Annotated in this window: 13 protein-coding genes; 7 read left to right on the forward strand and 6 right to left on the reverse strand. The window is 40.0% G+C overall.

What is annotated here, in order from left to right; all coding sequences use genetic code 11:
• The first annotated feature begins 133 nt into the window (after positions 1–133).
• The 6 genes from CQ839_RS24005 (at position 134) to CQ839_RS24035 (ending at position 13,056) form a co-directional block, all read left to right on the forward strand.
• Positions 134–1,702, forward strand: coding sequence for a diguanylate cyclase domain-containing protein (locus CQ839_RS24005; RefSeq protein ID WP_103670830.1), 1,569 nt, complete (start codon positions 134–136; stop codon positions 1,700–1,702).
• Positions 1,703–1,924: 222 nt separating this feature from the next.
• Entirely contained in the window at positions 1,925–6,295 is a 4,371-nt protein-coding gene (locus CQ839_RS24010) for a PAS domain S-box protein (RefSeq protein ID WP_181016330.1), read from the forward strand.
• Positions 6,296–6,427: 132 nt separating this feature from the next.
• A complete protein-coding gene (locus CQ839_RS24015) occupies positions 6,428–6,715 on the forward strand; it encodes a hypothetical protein (protein WP_103670832.1) in 288 nt (95 codons plus the stop codon).
• 1,620 nt (positions 6,716–8,335) lie between these two features.
• Positions 8,336–8,968: a leucyl/phenylalanyl-tRNA--protein transferase gene (aat, locus tag CQ839_RS24025; protein WP_103670834.1), complete on the forward strand. Its 633-nt coding sequence runs from the start codon at positions 8,336–8,338 to the stop codon at positions 8,966–8,968.
• A 226-nt stretch (positions 8,969–9,194) separates the two neighbouring features.
• Positions 9,195–10,604, forward strand: a complete 1,410-nt coding sequence (locus tag CQ839_RS24030) for a serine/threonine-protein kinase (protein WP_103670835.1) — start codon at positions 9,195–9,197, stop codon at positions 10,602–10,604.
• A 556-nt stretch (positions 10,605–11,160) separates the two neighbouring features.
• On the forward strand, positions 11,161–13,056 hold the full coding sequence (locus CQ839_RS24035; protein WP_103670836.1) for a hypothetical protein: 1,896 nt from the start codon (positions 11,161–11,163) through the stop codon (positions 13,054–13,056).
• 46 nt (positions 13,057–13,102) lie between these two features.
• Here CQ839_RS24035 and CQ839_RS24040 read toward each other — a convergent pair whose 3' ends face one another.
• The 6 genes from CQ839_RS24040 to CQ839_RS24060 form a co-directional block, all read right to left on the reverse strand.
• Positions 13,103–14,080 carry a M48 family metallopeptidase gene (locus CQ839_RS24040; protein WP_103670837.1) on the reverse strand — a complete coding sequence of 326 codons (978 nt, stop codon included), beginning with the start codon at positions 14,078–14,080 and terminating at the stop codon, positions 13,103–13,105.
• A gap of 125 nt (positions 14,081–14,205) precedes the next feature.
• A complete protein-coding gene (locus tag CQ839_RS24045; protein WP_103670838.1) occupies positions 14,206–15,096 on the reverse strand; it encodes an Rpn family recombination-promoting nuclease/putative transposase in 891 nt (296 codons plus the stop codon).
• 173 nt (positions 15,097–15,269) lie between these two features.
• Positions 15,270–15,848 carry an SMI1/KNR4 family protein gene (locus CQ839_RS24050; protein ID WP_103670839.1) on the reverse strand — a complete coding sequence of 193 codons (579 nt, stop codon included), beginning with the start codon at positions 15,846–15,848 and terminating at the stop codon, positions 15,270–15,272.
• A 176-nt stretch (positions 15,849–16,024) separates the two neighbouring features.
• Entirely contained in the window at positions 16,025–16,147 is a 123-nt protein-coding gene (locus tag CQ839_RS25845; RefSeq protein ID WP_258040863.1) for a hypothetical protein, read from the reverse strand.
• Positions 16,148–16,355: 208 nt separating this feature from the next.
• Positions 16,356–17,048, reverse strand: a complete 693-nt coding sequence (locus CQ839_RS24055) for a hypothetical protein (protein WP_103670840.1) — start codon at positions 17,046–17,048, stop codon at positions 16,356–16,358.
• A 292-nt stretch (positions 17,049–17,340) separates the two neighbouring features.
• Complete coding sequence (locus CQ839_RS24060; protein WP_103670841.1) at positions 17,341–17,835, reverse strand: DUF1648 domain-containing protein; 495 nt, start codon at positions 17,833–17,835, stop codon at positions 17,341–17,343.
• Between the two features lie 245 nt (positions 17,836–18,080).
• Between CQ839_RS24060 and CQ839_RS24065 the strand changes: the two genes are divergently transcribed.
• On the forward strand, positions 18,081–19,214 hold the full coding sequence (locus tag CQ839_RS24065; RefSeq protein WP_103670842.1) for a 3-deoxy-7-phosphoheptulonate synthase: 1,134 nt from the start codon (positions 18,081–18,083) through the stop codon (positions 19,212–19,214).
• Positions 19,215–19,417 lie beyond the last annotated feature (203 nt).

Consider the following 19,417-nt stretch of genomic DNA (forward strand, 5'->3'; position numbering starts at 1 on the left):
TCTTCGCTGTAATAACCCAAAATTATTCCTTTTTTCTCTTTGTCTGAGCTTATCCTAATTTGCACAAGTTATTTATTTTTCATTCCTAAGCTTAAAGCATCTGCTTTCATTTGCGTCTGCTAGTCGTTAATCCATGACTGTTAGTCCATCTACACCTCATTTTCTATTTCATAGCATCCCTTTACAATTGGTGATGGTATTGCCGTTTGTGGTGCAGGCTATGGCTATGATGTGGTTGACGGGTTATCTGTCCCATAGTCATTGGCCGATCTGGGTTTATGGATGGACAACTATGCTATCCATCGGGCTTGGCACAATCGTAGCGAATTGGATTAGTCAGCGATATCAATCCTTAGAACAAGTCGAAGTTTCCCTTAAGGAGTCACAGGAAAAATATAAAGTTCTATTCCAAACCCTTCCCATTGGAATTTCAATTACGGATAAAGAATCTCGCATTATCGAAAGCAATACGATCGCAGAACTTTGGTTAGGAATACCTGAGTCAAGAGAGAGCAGCCGTCATCAATATCCTGAAATTAATCCTAGTATTATTCGTGCTGATGGTTCTCCAATGCCTGTCGAAGAATATCCCTGTGTTAAGGCTTTAAGAAGCAATCAAGCTGTTTATGATCAGGAAATGGGTGTTATTTGTTCTGATGGAATTTTGCGATGGTTTAGCGTGAGTGCTAGTCCGATTCCTATAGAGAATTATGGTGTGGTGCTAGTTCATGTCAATATTAGCGATCGCAAATTTGCTGAACAAGCAATGCGAATTAGCGAATCAAGATTACAAACCTTCATAAATAATGCGCCGACACCGATTGCAATCAAAGATTTAGAAGGAAAATATCTATCAATCAACAGTGAATTTGCCTATTGGATGCAATCTCCTGCTGAAGAAATTTTAGGAAAGCATGACTACGAACTTTTCCCTGCTGATAATGTCAAAATTTCCCGTGATCATGAACTGCAAGTGATTTTTGAAGGAATTTCCGTTACCTTTGAAGATACTATACCCCTGCCCGATGGTCGGCATACCTTTCTCATCACTAAGTTTCCACTTATGGATGACCGTGACAGTCCCTACGCGATCGCAGGGATTTATCTCGATATTAGCGATCGCAAACAAGCAGAAATAGCTCTTGCAGAAGTAGAATCTAACCTTAGGATTGCGAATCAAGAACTCCAAAAATTAGTTAACCTTGATGGCTTAACTGAAATCGCTAATCGACGCTGTTTTGATGAAAGAGTTATTTATGAATGGCAAAGGCTCTATCGTGACCGCCAACCATTGTCTTTGCTAATGTTTGACGTTGATTATTTCAAACGCTATAACGATTATTATGGTCATCAATTAGGTGATCAGGCTCTTCTACTGATTGCGCAAGCAGTAGATCAATTAGTTTGCCGTCCTGCGGATCTAGTTGCTCGCTATGGAGGAGAAGAATTTATTGTGATTTTGCCAAATACTAATCTGGAAGGAGCGATCGCAGTCGCTAAGAATCTGCATAAAGCGATCGCCAATTTACAAATTCCCCATCAAGATTCAGATGTTAGTGATATCGTTACAGTCAGTATGGGTATAGCTTCTGACATTCCTAAACTTGATCGATCTCCCTATGTGCTAATCAATCAAGCCGATCAAGCACTCTACTATGCAAAGCAACAAGGACGTAATCGGTCAGTAATATTTGCAGATTAGCCATATTCCCAAAATAATACCAATTTTCATAATGGCAACGCCATTGTGAAAATTTAAAATCCTTACTAGGTTAGGTTTTTAATCCTTGAAAGTGTAGTCACACTTTCAAGAATAGGTATAATGCCAAGATATTAATGGTGTCCGACAGCCATAATGATTATTGACCGTAAACATTCTCGTTCACTTAGTATCCCACTGCAATGGCTGATACTATTGGCGTTCGTGGTACAAATTTTTGGCGCGGTTGGACTAGTTTCATATTTATCTTATCGAAGTGGGAAAGAGTCAGCTAATAAGCTTGCCAATAGACTCAAGGCAGAAATAAGTACCCGTGTCACAGAAAAGACAACAACCTATCTGCAAGCCATTGACCAAGTTAACAAAAATAACATTAGCGATCTGCGTCGAAGCTTGTGGAGCTTTGATGACTTCTCTAGTCAAGAGAAACAGGCTTGGCAACAGATGCAGCTTAATTCTTTGTCGCCAATTACAATTATTGGGTTTGGAACTCCCACGGGAGGACATCGAGCAGTCGAACTATTGAATGATGGCACATTTAGTATTCGGGCAGCGCCCAATGGCGGTGGCAACTACAAAACCTTTACCACTAATCCTGATGGCTCACTAGATAAAGTTACAGAAACATCAGTTAACTTTGATTCGCGTCAGCGTCCTTGGTTTAAAGTGGCTGTGCAGTCCAAGAAAGCAACTTGGACAAATATATATCCCCATATCTATACAGGAGAACTGTTAGTTGCTTTAGCTGAGCCAGTCTATGATCTCAAAAATGAAAATTTCTTGGGTGTTACCTATGGAATTCGCAGCCTTGAAGAAATAAGTCGTTTTCTCCGTGCAATTGATATAAAGACAGGGACAGTCTTTATTATGGAGCGCGATCAGACCTTGGTAGCAACTTCATCATTGATCCAGAAGCCATACCAGCTTTTTCAAAATGCGAAGGATCAGAAATTATTAAAGGCTATTGACAGTCAAAATCTTCAAATTAGTGGTGCGGCAAAATACTTACGCGATCGTAATGGCAACTTAGCAAATATTCGCCAAGCAGAACAATTTGAATTTGAGATTAATGGTGATCGGCAGAGCGTTCAAGTAACTCCGATCAGCGATCGCAATGGGCTGAATTGGGCAATTGTCGTTGTCATCCCTGAGTCAGAATTTATGGCAGATATGCAAGCCAATAAAGTCTGGACAATTCTATTATATGGAATAACCTTACTCGTTGCGACAGGGATTAGCATCATCACAACCCGTTGGATTACCAAGCCGATTTTGCGAATTAGTCGAGCGATCGCCAGTGGGGATTGGCAAGAGCCCTTAGCAGAGAATAGTATGATCTCTGAGATTAGCACATTGGCTATGTCCTTTAACCAAATGACAAAACAGGTGCAGCAATCCTTTGATCGCGTAGAAGTTGCCCTCAAAGAATCACAAGAACAGTATAAAGTTCTCTTCCAAACAGCCCCAATTGGCATTTCCATTACCGATAAGAATGGTTACATAGTTGAGAGCAATATCATTGCCGAAAGCTGGCTTGGGAAACCTCAGTTATTACTACAGGAATGTCAAGATTCTGAACCTAATCCTAATGTTATCCGTCCTGATGGCTCACCCATGCCCATCGAAGAATATGCTTGCATTAGGGCTTTGAGAAGTAACACCCCTGTCTATGACGTGGAAACGGGAATTATATGTGCTGATGGAATTTTACGTTGGTTTAGTGTAAGTGCTGCGCCTATTCCTTCAGAGCAACATGGAGTGGTGTTAATCCATGTCGATATTAGCGATCGCAAACAATCTGAAGAAGCGCTCCGAACAAGTGAGGCAAGATTTCGGACAATCGCCTTGTCGTTACCAGGAGTTATCTACGTCACGGTTCAGCGTCCAGATGGTTCAACTTATTTTGAATATATAAGTTCAGGGGTGGAAGATCTGAACGAACTAACTGTTGAGCAGGCGCTACAAAATCCCCGCCTCATTTATCAACAAACTTTACCAGAAGATCTTGGTAGCTTGAATCAAGCAATTAACTATAGTTTTGAGACGATGACACCCTTTCATTATGAATGGAGAATCATCACCCCTTCAGGAAAACTGAAATGGATTCAGGTAAATTCGCGCCCAGAACAGAATGGAAATACTAATAATTACGAACATCGAGAAAATGGAGATATTGCGCGTTGTGGCATAGTTCTAGATATCACTGCTCGAAAACAAGCCGAAATAGCTCTAGATCAGACTATTGATGAACTAAACTACCATATTGAGAATTCACCTTTAGCTACTATCCGATGGGATCGAGAATTTCGAGTAATCGCTTGGTCAAAGCAAGCCGAAGAAATATTTGGCTGGAGTGCCGAAGAAGCCCTAGGTAAATACTTATATGAATGGCGGTTTGTCTTCGAGGATGATCTTGAGAACGTGGTTCGGGATACAGCAAAAATGCTGGATGGAGTTAGTAGTGTTATTTGCCAAAATCGTAACTACCACAAAAATGGCTCCATCATTTATTGCGAATGGTATAACTCAACATTAGTCGATGAGTCTGGCAATTTGATATCGATGCTTTCTCTTGCTCATGATATTAGCGATCGCAAACAAGTAGAAATCGCCTTGAAATCCAGTGAAAAGAGTCTATCAAATTTAATCAGTAATCTCCCAGGCTACGTCTATCGCGTGCTCAATAATCATGAATACACACCGATATTTGTCAGTCAAGGAGTTATAAATATTACTGGCTATCGACAGGATGAATATCTCATCGAGCGTTCCATTTCCTGCGGTCAAGAAATCCATGTTGACGATGTCGATAGGGTTTGGCAAATAGTGCAGAATGCGGTTAATGCTCACCAAGTCTTTGAGTGTGAGTATCGGATTATCACTAAGTCAGGGCAGCAAAAATGGGTTTGGGAGAGAGGGCTAGGTATCTATGATGATAATGGTAATCTGCTCTCGTTAGAGGGATTTGTAACTGATATTAGCGATCGCAAACAAGTAGAAATCGCTCTAAAGCAAAGTGAGCAGACAAATCGGGCTATTCTCAGTTCCATTCCAGATTTACTATTACGAGTTAGGCGCGATGGCTCATGCTTGGACTTTATACCACCTTTAACAGATCAAGCTGGTACATTTTTACCATTGACAAAGCATCTTTCGGAAGTCCTCCCTCCAGACCTGCTAAAGTTACAGTTGCAAAGGATCGATCAAGCGCTAGCAACTGGGGACTTGCAGGTATGGGAGCATCAAATCATCAAGAATGATCAGATCTGCCATGAAGAAATACGTGTTTTCCCCTGCGGTATAGATGAATGCTTAGTAATTGTTAGAGATATTTCTGCTCGTAAACAAATAGAACTAGCCTTAATCGAAGCTAAGGCAGCCGCCGAAGCAGCGACTAAAGCTAAAAGTGAATTTCTAGCAAGCATGAGTCATGAGATTCGCACTCCAATGAATGGCGTGATCGGGATGACCCAGATCCTAGAAATGACAGAACTTACAACTAACCAACAAGAGTTTGTCAAAACAATTAAAGATAGTGGTCAAGCGCTTTTGGCAATTATTAATGACATTCTGGATTTCTCAAAAATTGAATCGGGAATGCTCGAAATAGAAGCAAGAGATTTTGACTTAGAGGAATTGGTCAGAGGCGTTTGTAATCTACTTGAAAATCAAGCGATCGCTAAACAAATTAATTTGAAGTATGCGATCGCGCCTAACATTCCGAAGAATGTGATCGGCGATCATGCTCGTCTACGTCAAATACTTCTAAATCTAGTTGGTAATGCCCTTAAATTTACTCAAAATGGTCATGTTTCGATTTCAGTTAGTGGTGAAGGATTGGAGGGGAAATATGAGATAACATTTGCGATCGCCGATACAGGTATTGGTATTCAAAGCCATTGCATTGACCTCTTATTTCAAGCCTTCACCCAAGCCGACAACTCCATCAGCCGTGAATACGGAGGTACTGGACTGGGCTTAGCAATCAGCAAACGTCTGGTGAATTTGATGGATGGCACAATTTGGGTAGAGAGTCTCGGTCAAGTCGGCGGCAGCCCTCCCATAAATTGGAAGCCACAACTAGGTAATCCCTTAACAGCTCAAGGCTCAACCTTCTATTTTACGATCGCGCTATTAATTAACCAAGCTTCTGATCAAACACAAACAGTTTTAGCAAAAAAGAATGTGGTTGATGGGAAGTTTGCTGAGAAATTCCCCTTGCGAATTTTACTGGTGGAAGACAATCGAGTCAATCAAATGGTGGCTAAATTAATGCTCAAACGTCTAGGCTATCAAATTAATGCGATCGCTAATAATGGATTAGAAGCTGTGCAAGCTGTACAAAATCATGAATACGATCTGATCTTGATGGATGTCCAAATGCCAAAAATGGATGGTTTGACTGCCACAAAGATGATTCGCACAGAACTAAAAAGCAATGTGCGCATTGTGGCGATGACAGCTGATGCCATGCCCAAAGATCGTCAAGTTTGCTTAGATGTGGGTATGGATGATTTCATTAGTAAACCAATTAGTATCCAAGCTCTCATGTCCATAGTCTCATCTACGAAGTAATACCAATTCACAAAAGTGAGACAACACTTTTGTGAATTGGTATAAATGCCAAAGGAGATCTGTAGTGCTTTACTCCGCAACTCTCTTTAAAATGGCATTGCCATTTTGATAATTTGAGGACTTTCACAAATTATGATTATTTTGCTAATTCGCGGGAACATATTGGGACTGATCATGTTTGTTGCAGTTAGTCCCATTGCCTTAATAGGTGGATTCTTCCTCAAGCTAGCCGATCCAATTACAATGTCTTGTGTTGGGGTTGCTTTGGTTGCCATAGATTTACTAGTGCGCTTACGCTCTCGCACCTCAAAGGGCTGGCTTACCCAAAAAGAATTTGGAGGTACACTTTTCTTTCTGCCTGTTTGGGCTTTTGGTATTGTTGTTGTCGGCATTAATTTTGCAAATGCTTTGCTGAAGTAGTGGTAGTGCTAAATAGTTTAAGGATAGGCGGCGCGAAATGCCGCCTATCCTTACTATATAAAGCCTTTTCATTTATAGGACTACCCAAGTAGTTTGGATTAGTATAGCTGCCATCATCTGAGGTGCAAAAAAATGAGTTCGAGTGGCAATATTTTGCGCCATCACTCGCCCAGTGTTTATGACTTAATATGTCTGACAAAAAGTGTAGATTTAGTCAGCAGTTCTCATTATAAAAATTGGTTGTTTGAAAGCCCGCCGTTGGCGGGCTTTCAAACAACCAATTTTGGTGTTTCTAGCGCCGAAGGCGCTAGAAACACCAAAATTGGTTTCATAATGAGAATTGCTGAGATTTAGTGGCGATCGCAGACAGCCTACATAAGCACTGTATATGACTATAATCTAATATTTAAAAATGAATATTGAATGAAAGTGATAAATGAATGAAAGAAGTAAGTGAAAAAAGAAAAAGATACTAAATCAAGCTTTTTGATTATCTTCTGAAGATTATCCTTAAAATCACATGCTCAGGAATTAAAATGATAAGTATAATTACTCAGGAACCAAGCTTTAAAATGTAAGTATAAAGAAAAGTTTAAGTGATCCCCAAAGTGGCAAAATCTCTAGCAAAATAGAATTATTCAAACGGAGCCAGCTTATATATAGGCTCTGAATTTAAATAACAAGTTAATAAAAACATAAAAAACAAGTGATATTGCATGTTAACTGGTAACTTCTACCAAGTCATGTAATACCACTTGTTTTTTTGATTCGCTATAATTTTATTTTGTTGTTATCGATAGCGGGATCGTGAAAAGACTTACTCTATATAGAGAATAGATTCTTTAGTGTCTTCCTTTTTTATGGGAATCTTGACTAGCAAAGAATTATTAATCTCCTGTTTTGACTCAGATAATATTACTGGATAAGATTATAAAGAAAATGTTAAGCGATCCCAGTTTTTGATCTCTATCTTAGAGAATATGATCATTCAAACGGAATCAGCTTATTTAAAGATTCTGAATTTCAATCTCAATTTAAGAACAATTTATAAAAAACAAATAGTTTGCTCTAATTAGGTGAATTTGCCTAGCAGGAGCAAACTATTTGTTTTTATTTTAGATTTTTTAGTGTTATGTCTTCGCTCAAGCTAGTCAACTAATATATCGTTAGTTTTCGTTTAATTATCTGTTTAAAGCCTTTTAAACTAGTTAAATCAGCATGTAGCAATCCTATTCATTTGTGAGATTAAAATGGTTTGAGAGTGTGTGTCCAAAGGAGGCACACTCTCAAACCATTTGTTGTAAAGGATTGTATCAATTCTCAGTATAAAAAATGATTTTGATGAAGGTCTGCCGATGGTGGACTTTCATCAAAACCAATTTTTGGGTTTACAGCTCCGTAGGAGCTGTAAACCCAAAAATTGGTTTCATAATGAGAATTAAGGAAGGGCTTTTATGCTGATAGATTGTGAAATAAATTAAGTTACATTTATTGAAGTATCTACCAAAATCAAATCGGATTAATTTGCTCAAAATTAATTTGCTTTTCTGCACTAGAGTTAGCTTAAGCTCAAACTAACGTCACCAAATTAACTACTACTTGTGAGTTGGAAATTTATTCGTGGAAAGATTTAATATCCGCAGCGTTATTGAGGGGTATACCCAAGGATATTTTTTGATGTCAGAGGGTGATGGAGAGCCGATTGAGTGGTATTACACCAATAGTCGCACCTTGATTCCACTTGATCATCGCTTTCGATACCCTAAATCTTTACAACGGGTAATTAATCAAAATCGCTTTGAATCCAGAATCGATACTGCCTTTGAAGAAGTAGTTTCTGGCTGTGCCGATCGCGAAACAACATGGATCTCTAAAGAACTGAGATCTCTTTATAGCAATTTGCATCAAGCTGGTTGGGCGCATAGTTTTGAGACATGGCAAGGGGATCAATTGGCAGGAGGGATTTTGGGGATTGCGATTCGCGGGGTGTTTATTGGTGAATCGATGTTTTTTAAAATTCCTGAAGGCTCTAAGGTCGCGATGGTAAAGTTGGTAGATCATTTGCGATCGCATGGTTACAGTTTATTTGATGCTCAGTTGATGAATCCACATCTTGAGAGATTTGGGGCATTTGAGATTGATGATGATAGTTATCAAGCCTTGCTGAAACAAGCATTAACCAAATCTTGTAAATTCATACCAATTTCCGCAAGTGTATCTACACTTGCGGAAATTAAAAAACCAACCCAGTAAGGTTTTTTAATTTTTAAAATAGCAACGCCATTTTAGGTACTGCTAGATAGGTAAGGATGGGTGGCGCGAAGCGCCCATTCTTACCTGTTTAAATCCTTTTCTTTTTTAGAACTATCCCATTTAGTGTTTTTAAAACCCTTACAGGGTTTGGTTTTTAATTCACAGAAGTGTGACAACACTTCTGTGAATTGGTATTACGATGTGAAATACGAGGTGAAAAAAGTTTGTGACTGAACTACATCAAGCTGGCGAAATTGTGCAGTCTCGCTACCGTATTACGAACGTTTTAGGACAAGGCGGTATTGGAATTACCTATGCTGCCCTAGATGCCCAAACAGGCGATCGCGTTGCTCTCAAAGCTTTATCATTTCGACGGATGAATGATTGGAAAGTACTTGAACTATTTGAGCGGGAAGCTAAGGTACTCTCTCAACTCGATCATCCAGCGATTCCATGTTACTTAGACTACTTTCAGATTGATCACGATCGCGATCGTGATTTTTATATCGTGCAGCAATTAGTGGAGGGAAAATCTCTCGCACAAGCGATCTCTGATGGTTGGCATGGTAGCGAGGAAGATGTTAAACAAATTGCTGAGCAAGTTCTGGAGGTGCTGATATATCTCCATGAACTCAAACCACCCGTGATTCATCGCGACATTAAACCGCAAAATATCATCCTTCAGCCCGATCGCAAAATTGCGTTGGTAGATTTTGGTGCAGTTCAAGACACCTATCGCAGTACTCAGGTTGGAGGCAGTACCGTCGTTGGGACTTACGGCTATATGCCACCTGAGCAATTTCGGGGCAAAGCAGTCCCCGCCACCGATCTGTATGCACTTGGTGCAACGATTTTGTTTCTACTGACAGGGCGATCGCCTGCGGAACTACCTGAAATCAAGCTCAAGCTTAGCTTTCGTGACTCAGTTAACATTTCATCCCATTTTGCCGATTGGCTCGACAAAATGATTGAACCTGCGATCGAGGATCGCTTCAGCAGTGCTAAGCAATCGCTTAATGTTTTGCAAAATCCAATCTTGCCATCGCTCGAAAGTCGGATCAGAGCTCTAGAAATTAGTCATTCGCTTGGCTTAAATAGCGATCGCACCGATGCTAAATATCAATATCCCAAGCCTCTTGGTAGCCGTATTGAAATTAAAAAAACTAACAACATTTTAAAGGTAGATATTCCTGCTGCTGGTCTACGTGGTGAGGGCATCAGCCTGCTACTGTTTGCAATTTTTTGGAATGGATTTCTAATCGTATGGACATCATTTGCACTTAGGGCAGGAGCTTTTGCGCTTTTCTCAATTCCGTTTTGGATTGTTGGTATTGGTATAGCCTATGCTGGTTTATCAATTGTATTTGGCAAAGTTTACTTAGTAATTAGCGATCGCACGTTTAGTATTGATTGGGACATTTTAGGAGTCAAACGCCATGTCCAAGGCAAAACCCAAGATTTAAGACAGCTTGAGCTAAAGAGTTCCTACGAGGTAAATAATCAGCCAGTCATGGAGTTGCGCTTAAATCAAGGCATCTATGTCCATAAATTTGGATCGGGGCTAAGTCGTCCTGAAAAAGAATGGTTATTACAGGAAATCAATAATTTTTTAGAGGCATGGCGATCGTGCCATTAAGGCGAAGAGAATAAATGCATTACTTTATAAGGACTTTAATTCTTTGAATATCTGAAATTTAGACCAAAATCAAACTAGCTGTTAATTTTTCTTTTTCAGACAATGAATCTTTAGGAAACTTGTCTAAGAAGCAACTACAAGCATCCCATTTCCCCTGAACTGAGACTGACAACAAATTGCAGTATCCACCCTGTCTACCTTTTGGATCATAATTTTTGCAGAACCGACAATTCATAACAACTCCATATACCCAAAGTCCAATCTATATTCGCCTAAATTGAAGTAAGCTTTTGTGACTAATCTTCACGCTTATTGTGATCGCGATCGCTATAGTTTTTAATTACTGGCTGATGTTACGTGGAAGTTTCTAAAGTAGGGGCGGGTTTAGTTGATAATTCTGTGCTGAAGCAAGAGCTATATGCAAAACCCGCCCCTACCGTATACACGATAGCCTGAGGGATAAGGGATGATGATTACATCCACGTAACATCAGTTACTGGATTTAAGCCAAAAAAGTATTACAGATCTAAACTAAGCAAACACTACTAACACGAATATGTCAGATTCTGCAAACAAGCCGCTTACAACTCTGGAACGCTACCTTATTTTTGTCGATCGCATAATTATTAATATCGAAAATGGAAAACTGCTATCAAAAGAGCATGTCTATCGAATTCTTAGTGAGAGTTTAGAATCGGGAACAGGGGAAATATTTGAGCGAGCTTTAGAAGAACAAGCTAATTTACTTCAATCAAACTTTGCTGCTCAAACTGATGAAGTGAAACAGGCAAAAGCAAATCAGAAACTCCGCGCTATGAAGATTCTCAAAGATGCTTGGGAACAGTGGCAAAATAATTATCAAGTTCAAGACGCTTGTACTAGAGGTATACAGACAATCCTTAATGCCGAGCCTCAAGAACGTCTGTTGACTTTAATCCAAGTTCTAGATCCAAATCATACGCCAGTTTTTGAGCGTCAACATATTCAACTGCTCACGCAATTATTACAGAAGTCAGCCGACACTCTCCCCGATGATTCCGAGGCATTTACATTGCGTCAGTTTGCGATCGGACTTACTCGTGGATTAGCAGATTTTGATCTATTGGAAGGCTCCCTCGTGAGTTGGCTATATGAATCTCAGAGACAAGTTGGATTTGAACGCTCTAAAGTGACTGGACCTTGGCATAGTTGGGCGCAACAGATTACCAGTCCTTTGCCTCGCGATCTATTTTCGACTCAGGCAAGTAATCAATCGGCAGCAGCGATCGCACAGACTCAACTTAGTATTGATATCAGCGCTTGGGTAGAGCTATCTATTTTGTTGCGATATTTGCAAAATGGCTTGGTGCGTTGGTTCGATCAGCAGCCCTATGACGCTAAAGCAGGACTACATATGACAGGGGTTACTTTCGTTGCTTTTGCGATGATCTGGGGTGAACTCAGCAGTGGTTTTCAAAATTCTCAGCAGCTATCAGAACGCGATCGCCAATCTCTAGCCAAAATCTGTTTCCGCCTGAGTTTACAGACCTTGCGAACATTTGCCCAACGTGAAAACTTCCCGCTCTATGGTGGCGTATTTGCTTCTTTTTCTGGCGAGAGCTTTCGAGAAACAATTAGCTATCTCGATCAACCGCTCAAAGAAGCAGAAAACACACAGGAGAAAGCGCGAATTCTCACAGTTTTAGGCTATTCAAAAGCTTGGATGGGGCATCATAGAGACGCGATCGCACTCCATCAAGAAGCCGTAAATCTTGCTCGTGAAGTCGGCGATCAACGCTGCGAGATTGCTAATCTCAATCATCTCAGCCGTATCAGTCTCATTCAAAAAGACTTTAGCACTAGTGAGTCCCAAGCCCAGAGAGCAGTAATTTTGGCGCGACAAAATGGCGATCGCCAAGGCGAAGCGAATGCTCTCGCTAATTTGGGCTATAGCGAAGTGATGATTGCGCGGCAACAGGAATCAATTACACCCGAAGAACTAGAAACAGCGATCAATCATTTGGAGCGCGGACAAAAACTATCAGAGAAGCTCAATGATTTGCAAAATCAAGCACTTTGTTGGGTGGGATTGGGGACTGCATATATTGCGATCGAGCAGCCAAGTCAAGCGCAACTTGCTTTAGAGAAAGGCTTAACTCTAACCCAACAAATTGGCGATCGCGATTTGCAAGCACTCAGCCATGCTTATCTCGGCGAAACTTTCTATCAGCTTAAACAACTAGAATCTGCAACTTATCACGCTTGTTTGGGAATGTATCTACTAGAGCAGCGCCATAGTAAAGCGTGGCAACAATCAGCTTCTTTAGTAGTGATTTTGCAAGGCAAAATGGGAGCAGAGAGTTTTTCTAATCTATTGCAACAGATGCGATCGCATTTTATCGCTTTAATTGGTGTGGATGGGTTTGACCACTTACCAAATTTGATTGATCGCTATCGACAAGGAGATTCATAAATATTTTTATTCTAAAGTTCTGCAAAGCAGAACTTTAGAATAAAAATTATTGTCGCTTAATACGATTAATTTCGGCTTGCAATTCGTCAATTTGACGTTTTAGACGTTCTGCTTCGCTCTCTGACTTTTTATCTTCCTTGGGAGATTGAGACACATCAACTGCGCCAGTCGTATCTCCACGCTTATAATTGCCAGATTTAATATTGCGATACTCTTCCGAATCTGCCCATTCACGAATATAGTGAACCCGCTCAACTGGGAATGGATGACTGAGCATCGAGCCAGCACCAAACCCGTTGTAGAGCATAAATTTATAAATTTGATTGAGATTATCTTTGTCAAGTTCTTGATAAGCATCCGATTGACGAATAAACTCAGGCAAGCTCAACTCATGGGCAAAAGCAGAACTTCCGCCCGATAGTTTCATCATCGTTGATAGAACTGTATCTAGCTCATCGGTGACTAATAGCGCTGCGCGATCGCTGGATAATTCCGCCTTGCGTCGCCACTCAAAAAAGGCATAAATCAATCCACTACTGACAATCCCACCTAAGCCGAAAGTCATTTCGCTAATAGTCGAAACTATACTCATTACCCACATTGCCATCTGGATTAATGTGGTGTGACCGCATTTAATATGACCAAGTTCATGGGCAAGCACCGAACGTATTTCGTCTTCAGTCAGAAGATCTAATAATCCCGAATTAATCACAATGTAGGGATGATCTTTACCTAGAGCATAGCTATTAGCAGCAGGATTTTGCGAGACAAATAAAGTTGGTTCTGGCTGCACGTCTAGGTCAGCAATACATTCCCTAAAGATCCGATGAATCGTTGCATATTGGCGATGACTTACCTGAATGCTATTACCAATGTGGTAAATCGTCTGAGGACGCTCGTACATAAACTCGACAAATTTCCCCGCCACAAGGTCAAACCCAGGGACGCTGCGGAGAGCTTGTTCGGCTTGGTGATCGAGAGGATGTCGAAAGGCTTCGCTAGAAATGCCTGTATAACGTGGCATAGGTATTGATATCTAATGAGATATACATGATTTTCTCTATTTTATCGCAAAGTTACTGAGCTTTGTTAATGGTAACTGGGGAGACAATCACTCCCATCTATGGAGAATTCCTAGGAACTTCTAAACTAAGGTTGTGGACACTCTCCAATCGGAGATGTATTCCGCCGCTTTGTTTTAGCAGACTTTGGCATCTTGGATTTTTGTGCGGCAAGTTTTTGGAGTTTTTGCACTTGTTTTAGAGTTAGTCCTGTAAATTGTGAGACTAATTCTAAGGAAACGTTGGAACTTAACATATTTAGAGCAATCTGATTTTCTGTTTCAGTTTTGCCTTTGGCTTCACCTTTAGCTATACCCCTAGCTTCGCCTTCGGCTATACCCTCAGCCTTACCCTCAAGCAAAATTTCTTGATAAATAACTGATTCTTTCATGATTTCGCTCCTTAAAAGTCTTTGGATGATTTCTTTGTTCAGGGCTATACCCGATATTATAGCTGTCGATGCGGCTACGTTGCTTTGTACTTGTTTATCAGTAATTTGTTCGATTTGCTTGGCAACTTGTCTTAGGGTTTCTTCTGGGTTGTTGGTTTGTGAGAGGGTGGCAAAGGGTAATAGTCCTTGGTATTGCTGAAATATTTCTGTGGGCTGCTCCCAAAGCCTGATCACGTTAAATTGATGGCTTAATCCGCCAAGGTTAAATGTGGTTTCGTAAACAAGGGTTGATTCGCTGGGTGTGAGGTAAATCACGACTTGATAGATTTCCCTGTCTGGAAATTGACGATGCAATCTCAACAGGTAATCGGTCATGCGGAAGGGGATATTTTTGTTTGGATCAGTCTGAAACTCTATGTGGAGGATCATTCTTAATGATTTCAGAAATATAACGGAGTCAGCACGAATTGGTTCGACGGAGAGTTCCGATGGTTCGAGTTTTGTGAATGCGATCGGTTCTCCTAAGAGCCAACTGGCAAAGTCGGTGGGGAAGGTTTCAGCAAGGAATTTACAGATGTTGTCGATCATTGCGGAATTTTATCATCCTCATGGGTAATTGAGAACTGCTTAATCCATAGCTCAAAAGATCGCTCGCAAGCTTGAGAAAATCGCTTGCTTGTTTGGATGGAGATCTGTGGAATAATAGAATGGATTTCAAATAGATTTATTTGGTGCGTTTCATTTCATGAACGCACCCTACGCTACTTTATTTCATCAAAGACATTAAATTCTTCGTCAGGGGATAATATGATACTTTTCATAAAGGGAGAACCACCGTAGGATCTGATTGATTTTACCGAAAGTTCAAGAATCTCAATAAGATAATCTGTAAAGCTAGGATATGTTAATTTGAAGAAAGATTCATTGGAACCCTCTGAGTAACAATATATAGGCGGATTGTCTCCTTGAGAAACCTCGAAAAAATCAAACTCGTACCCGTGGTGTGAAGTGAATATAAAAGCATCTTTTGGTAGCTCTTTAGGGAATTTGTTCTCTTCCAATAGTTCGAGAGCCAACTCTTGGTTGTCGAGGATATTTTTAAAAAAACAATCTTCACCTACAAGAAACCAAGCAGATTGATGTCCTCCCCAAAGGAGAAACTCTTTATACGCTAGAGGTAAAAAAAATCCGAGTGTTTTTTCAAGCTCAAGAACTTCATCTTTACTACATGGGAATAAATCCATGTCCTCATCCTCAAATATTAATCCTGATTGGATTAATATTTTGCTTTCGTTAACAAACTTAGCCTTAAAAGTTTGCAGATATATGCTATTTCCCATGGTTTTTTATTATACTCCTCCATTACCTATCTTTAGCAAGTAGGGTGTGTTAGCTTTAGCGTAACGCGCCATTATTGAAGAAGTACAAATAGAGTACTAATTAATAATAGATTGATAAAAATTTTGATTGGGGAAAATTTACAGACAAAGTGCAGTTAAAGACTGAACATTAGCCTTTACCAGTATGACAACCAACAAGCGATCGCCTCAATTATCACTAAAGAGCGATCGCCTATATTAATCTTGAGACTTAAGCGATCGCCTTTACCAGTATGAAAAGCAACCAGCGATCGCCTCAATTATCACTAAAAAACGATCGCCTATATTAAGGCAATGCTCAGATAATGGTGGATAAATTCTGAAATGCCCATTTCATGCCAACAAAAAAGGCGCAAATATTTCGATCACACTTTAGATAACCAGTACCTACTTGTATGAACATCTCTGGAGTAATTAGGATAGTTTCCAAGTAGATTTATTTGGTGCGTTTCATTTCATGAACGCACCCTACGCTACTACAGGCTTAAAAGTCAATCCAGTGAAACCTGACGAAATGTATATGTCTCTAAATTTATCAGTAGCAAAAAGATAAACAAATTTTTCTGGCACTCTGAAAAGCATACAACTAGGAATTTTTTCAGCATTCATGACAAACTTTTTAATATGTGAAACATTAAAAGGATTATTGTCTTCTGTGTTACCATCCAGTGTAATAAAAACTGGTGGATTCTTTTCATCTAATTCGTTCTCATCATCTTGATTATCCATAAAATCTTCTAGATCTATATCTATTCGATTCACAATAGATTCACTATAGTCATCATCATAAACTATTTCACTTCTTTCTTTGTTAAGACAATCGATAAATCTTACAATATTTACCTTGTAGTATTCTTCGGAATTAATAAATATTGGTAATAGTTCAATATCTTCTAGCAAATCATTGCCAAATACATCAATTGTATACTTGTTGCAAGAAAAATCTTCATCCCAAATAAAATTTGATCTCCCCTTCAAGTATTTTGGGTTGTTGTCAACATAGAAATCTAATGGAGTCCAAATTGCTTTCAATGGTGTTCCATCTAATTCATAAAAAATCGTATCGGACTCATCTTCTTCTTGAGAAGACAAATTAGTATATTTGTGAGGAATCATTAGATGAGGATATTCAAAATTTGGTTCAATAAGCCAGATATTCATATATTTTAACTTGTATTTCTAAACTAATTCTAGCAAGTAGGGTGTGTTAGCTTTAGCGTAACGCGCCATTATTGAAGTAGTACAAGTGGAAGACTAATTAATAATAGATCGATAAAAATATTGATTGGGGAAAATTTACAGACAAAGAGCGGTTAAAAACAGACATTAGCCTTTACAGTTATGACAATCAACAAGCGATCGCCTCAATTATCACTAAAAAGCGATCGCCTATATTAATTTTGAGACTTAAGCGATCGCGGATTTAGGAAAGAGACAGACAAATCTTGGTTAATTATGATGGCTTAGGGAAATGCCTTAATAGTACTACAGTCCACCAGACTGTGAATAAAACAAAAGCCACTAACAAAGCCCAAGGCGCAGGAACGCTGAGTTCTTTAATCGGACTTAGATTTGCTAAAAATGTGAGATGGAAGATAATCACCATCAGTAGCATCGTGGCAACCCCAAACCAAGAAAAATGTACATTGAGAAACTTAAAAGACTCCTCGCGTCGTTCATCCGATAGCCAATATTCTCGATGGGGCAAATTAATCATAGAAGTTGGTACATACTTGAAAATTAGAGGCAGTATGACCGTAAAGGAACTAGTTATAACAAGGGACACAAAATAGACTATAAAGTAGCCCATCTTAGAAGAAGTTCCATTAACTTTACCTGCGACATCAAAATGAGAGCCTACGACCTCTGGTAGTAATGGATAGAAATAGATACTTTGGGCGATCGCTAATCCAAATAAAAATAGAATGATATACAACGGTAATTTCATCGCTGTATGCTCCTTAAGTATATTTACTAAGTAGCTGGTTGCAATTAAGCATAAAACCCAAAAACCTGTGGCGCACGATGCGCGATCGCCACAGGTTTTAGTTCTGTTTTTTAATTACGCTTAGCTACTTAAAATTATCTAAGCAAACTAAAAATAAAGATATTTTTTGCAGATAGTTGTAACAAAAATCCATCTGTGGGATACGTTAATCCCACAGGGAGGCTAAAGTATAAGTAGATATTTATATGGAGTTAATAGGCGTGTCCCCAACTGAAATCGCAAATATTTCTGGTCAAGGAGTATCAGTAGTAGATGCCAATTTAGATCAAATTAAGACAAGCGATCTGCATGTGGTTGAAACTTGTCCATTGCTAGCACCCGTAGAAGTCAAAGCCGAGTTACCCATTACTACCGCGATCGCAAAAGTTGTTTCCGAGGCAAGGGCTAGAATTCGCAATATCTTAAATGGTAGCGATCGCCGATTGCTAGTCGTCGTTGGGCCTTGCTCAATTCATGATGTTAAAGCCGCCCGTGAGTATGCCGAGAAACTTGCAAAATTCCGCGATGAGGTCAGTGATGCCCTCGAAATCGTGATGCGTGTTTATTTCGAGAAGCCACGCACCACAGTGGGCTGGAAGGGGCTGATTAATGATCCACATCTCAACGGTACATTTGATATTAATTTCGGTATCCACATGGCGCGGGAATTATTATTGGATGTGGCAAAGTTGGGCTTGCCCAGTGCCACTGAACTGCTCGATCCGATTGTGCCACAGTACCTTGCTGACCTGATCTCTTGGACTGCGATCGGAGCGCGGACGACCGAGAGCCAAACTCACCGCGAAATGTCCTCTGGCTTATCAATGCCTGTAGGTTTCAAAAATGGCACCGATGGCAGCATTGATGTGGCGATTAACGCATTATTGTCAGCACGTCAGCCCCACCGTTTTCTTGGTGTAAGTAATGAGGGCCGCTCTAGCATTGTCACTACGACAGGCAATCCTGATGGGCATATCGTTTTACGTGGCGGCAAGCAGGGCCCAAACTACGACAAGGTACATGTAGATGCGATCGCCAATCGTCTTAGCGATCGCAAGCTACAGCCATATATGATGGTTGATTGCAGTCACGACAATAGCGGACAAGATTACAATCTTCAGCCGAGTGTGTTGCAAGATATCGCTGAGCAAGTGCGTAATGGCTCAGAGCATATTGTCGGCATCATGCTCGAAAGCCATCTCAATCGAGGTAAGCAGCCTTTGAAAGAATTGTCAAAACTGGAATATGGCAAGAGCATTACCGATGGTTGTATTAACTTTGAGACCACTGTTGATGTTTTGACAGATCTCGCTAATGCAGTGCGATCGGGACGATTTTAATTAATGTTGCTGGGCGAAAGCCCAGCAACATTAATTCATAGGTTTTCTTTGACAAAAGCACGAAACTTAACTTCAGCCGCAATTTCGTCCTGTTGCGCTTCTTCTAGAAAGTTATATATAGCAAAGTAAGGTTAAGATAGGACATAAAATTGAAACAGAAGAGACAGAAAAAGAAACGAAAATGACAGCAGCTTACAGCATAG

It is taken from the genome of Pseudanabaena sp. BC1403 (genome assembly GCF_002914585.1).
Lineage (GTDB): Bacteria > Cyanobacteriota > Cyanobacteriia > Pseudanabaenales > Pseudanabaenaceae > Pseudanabaena.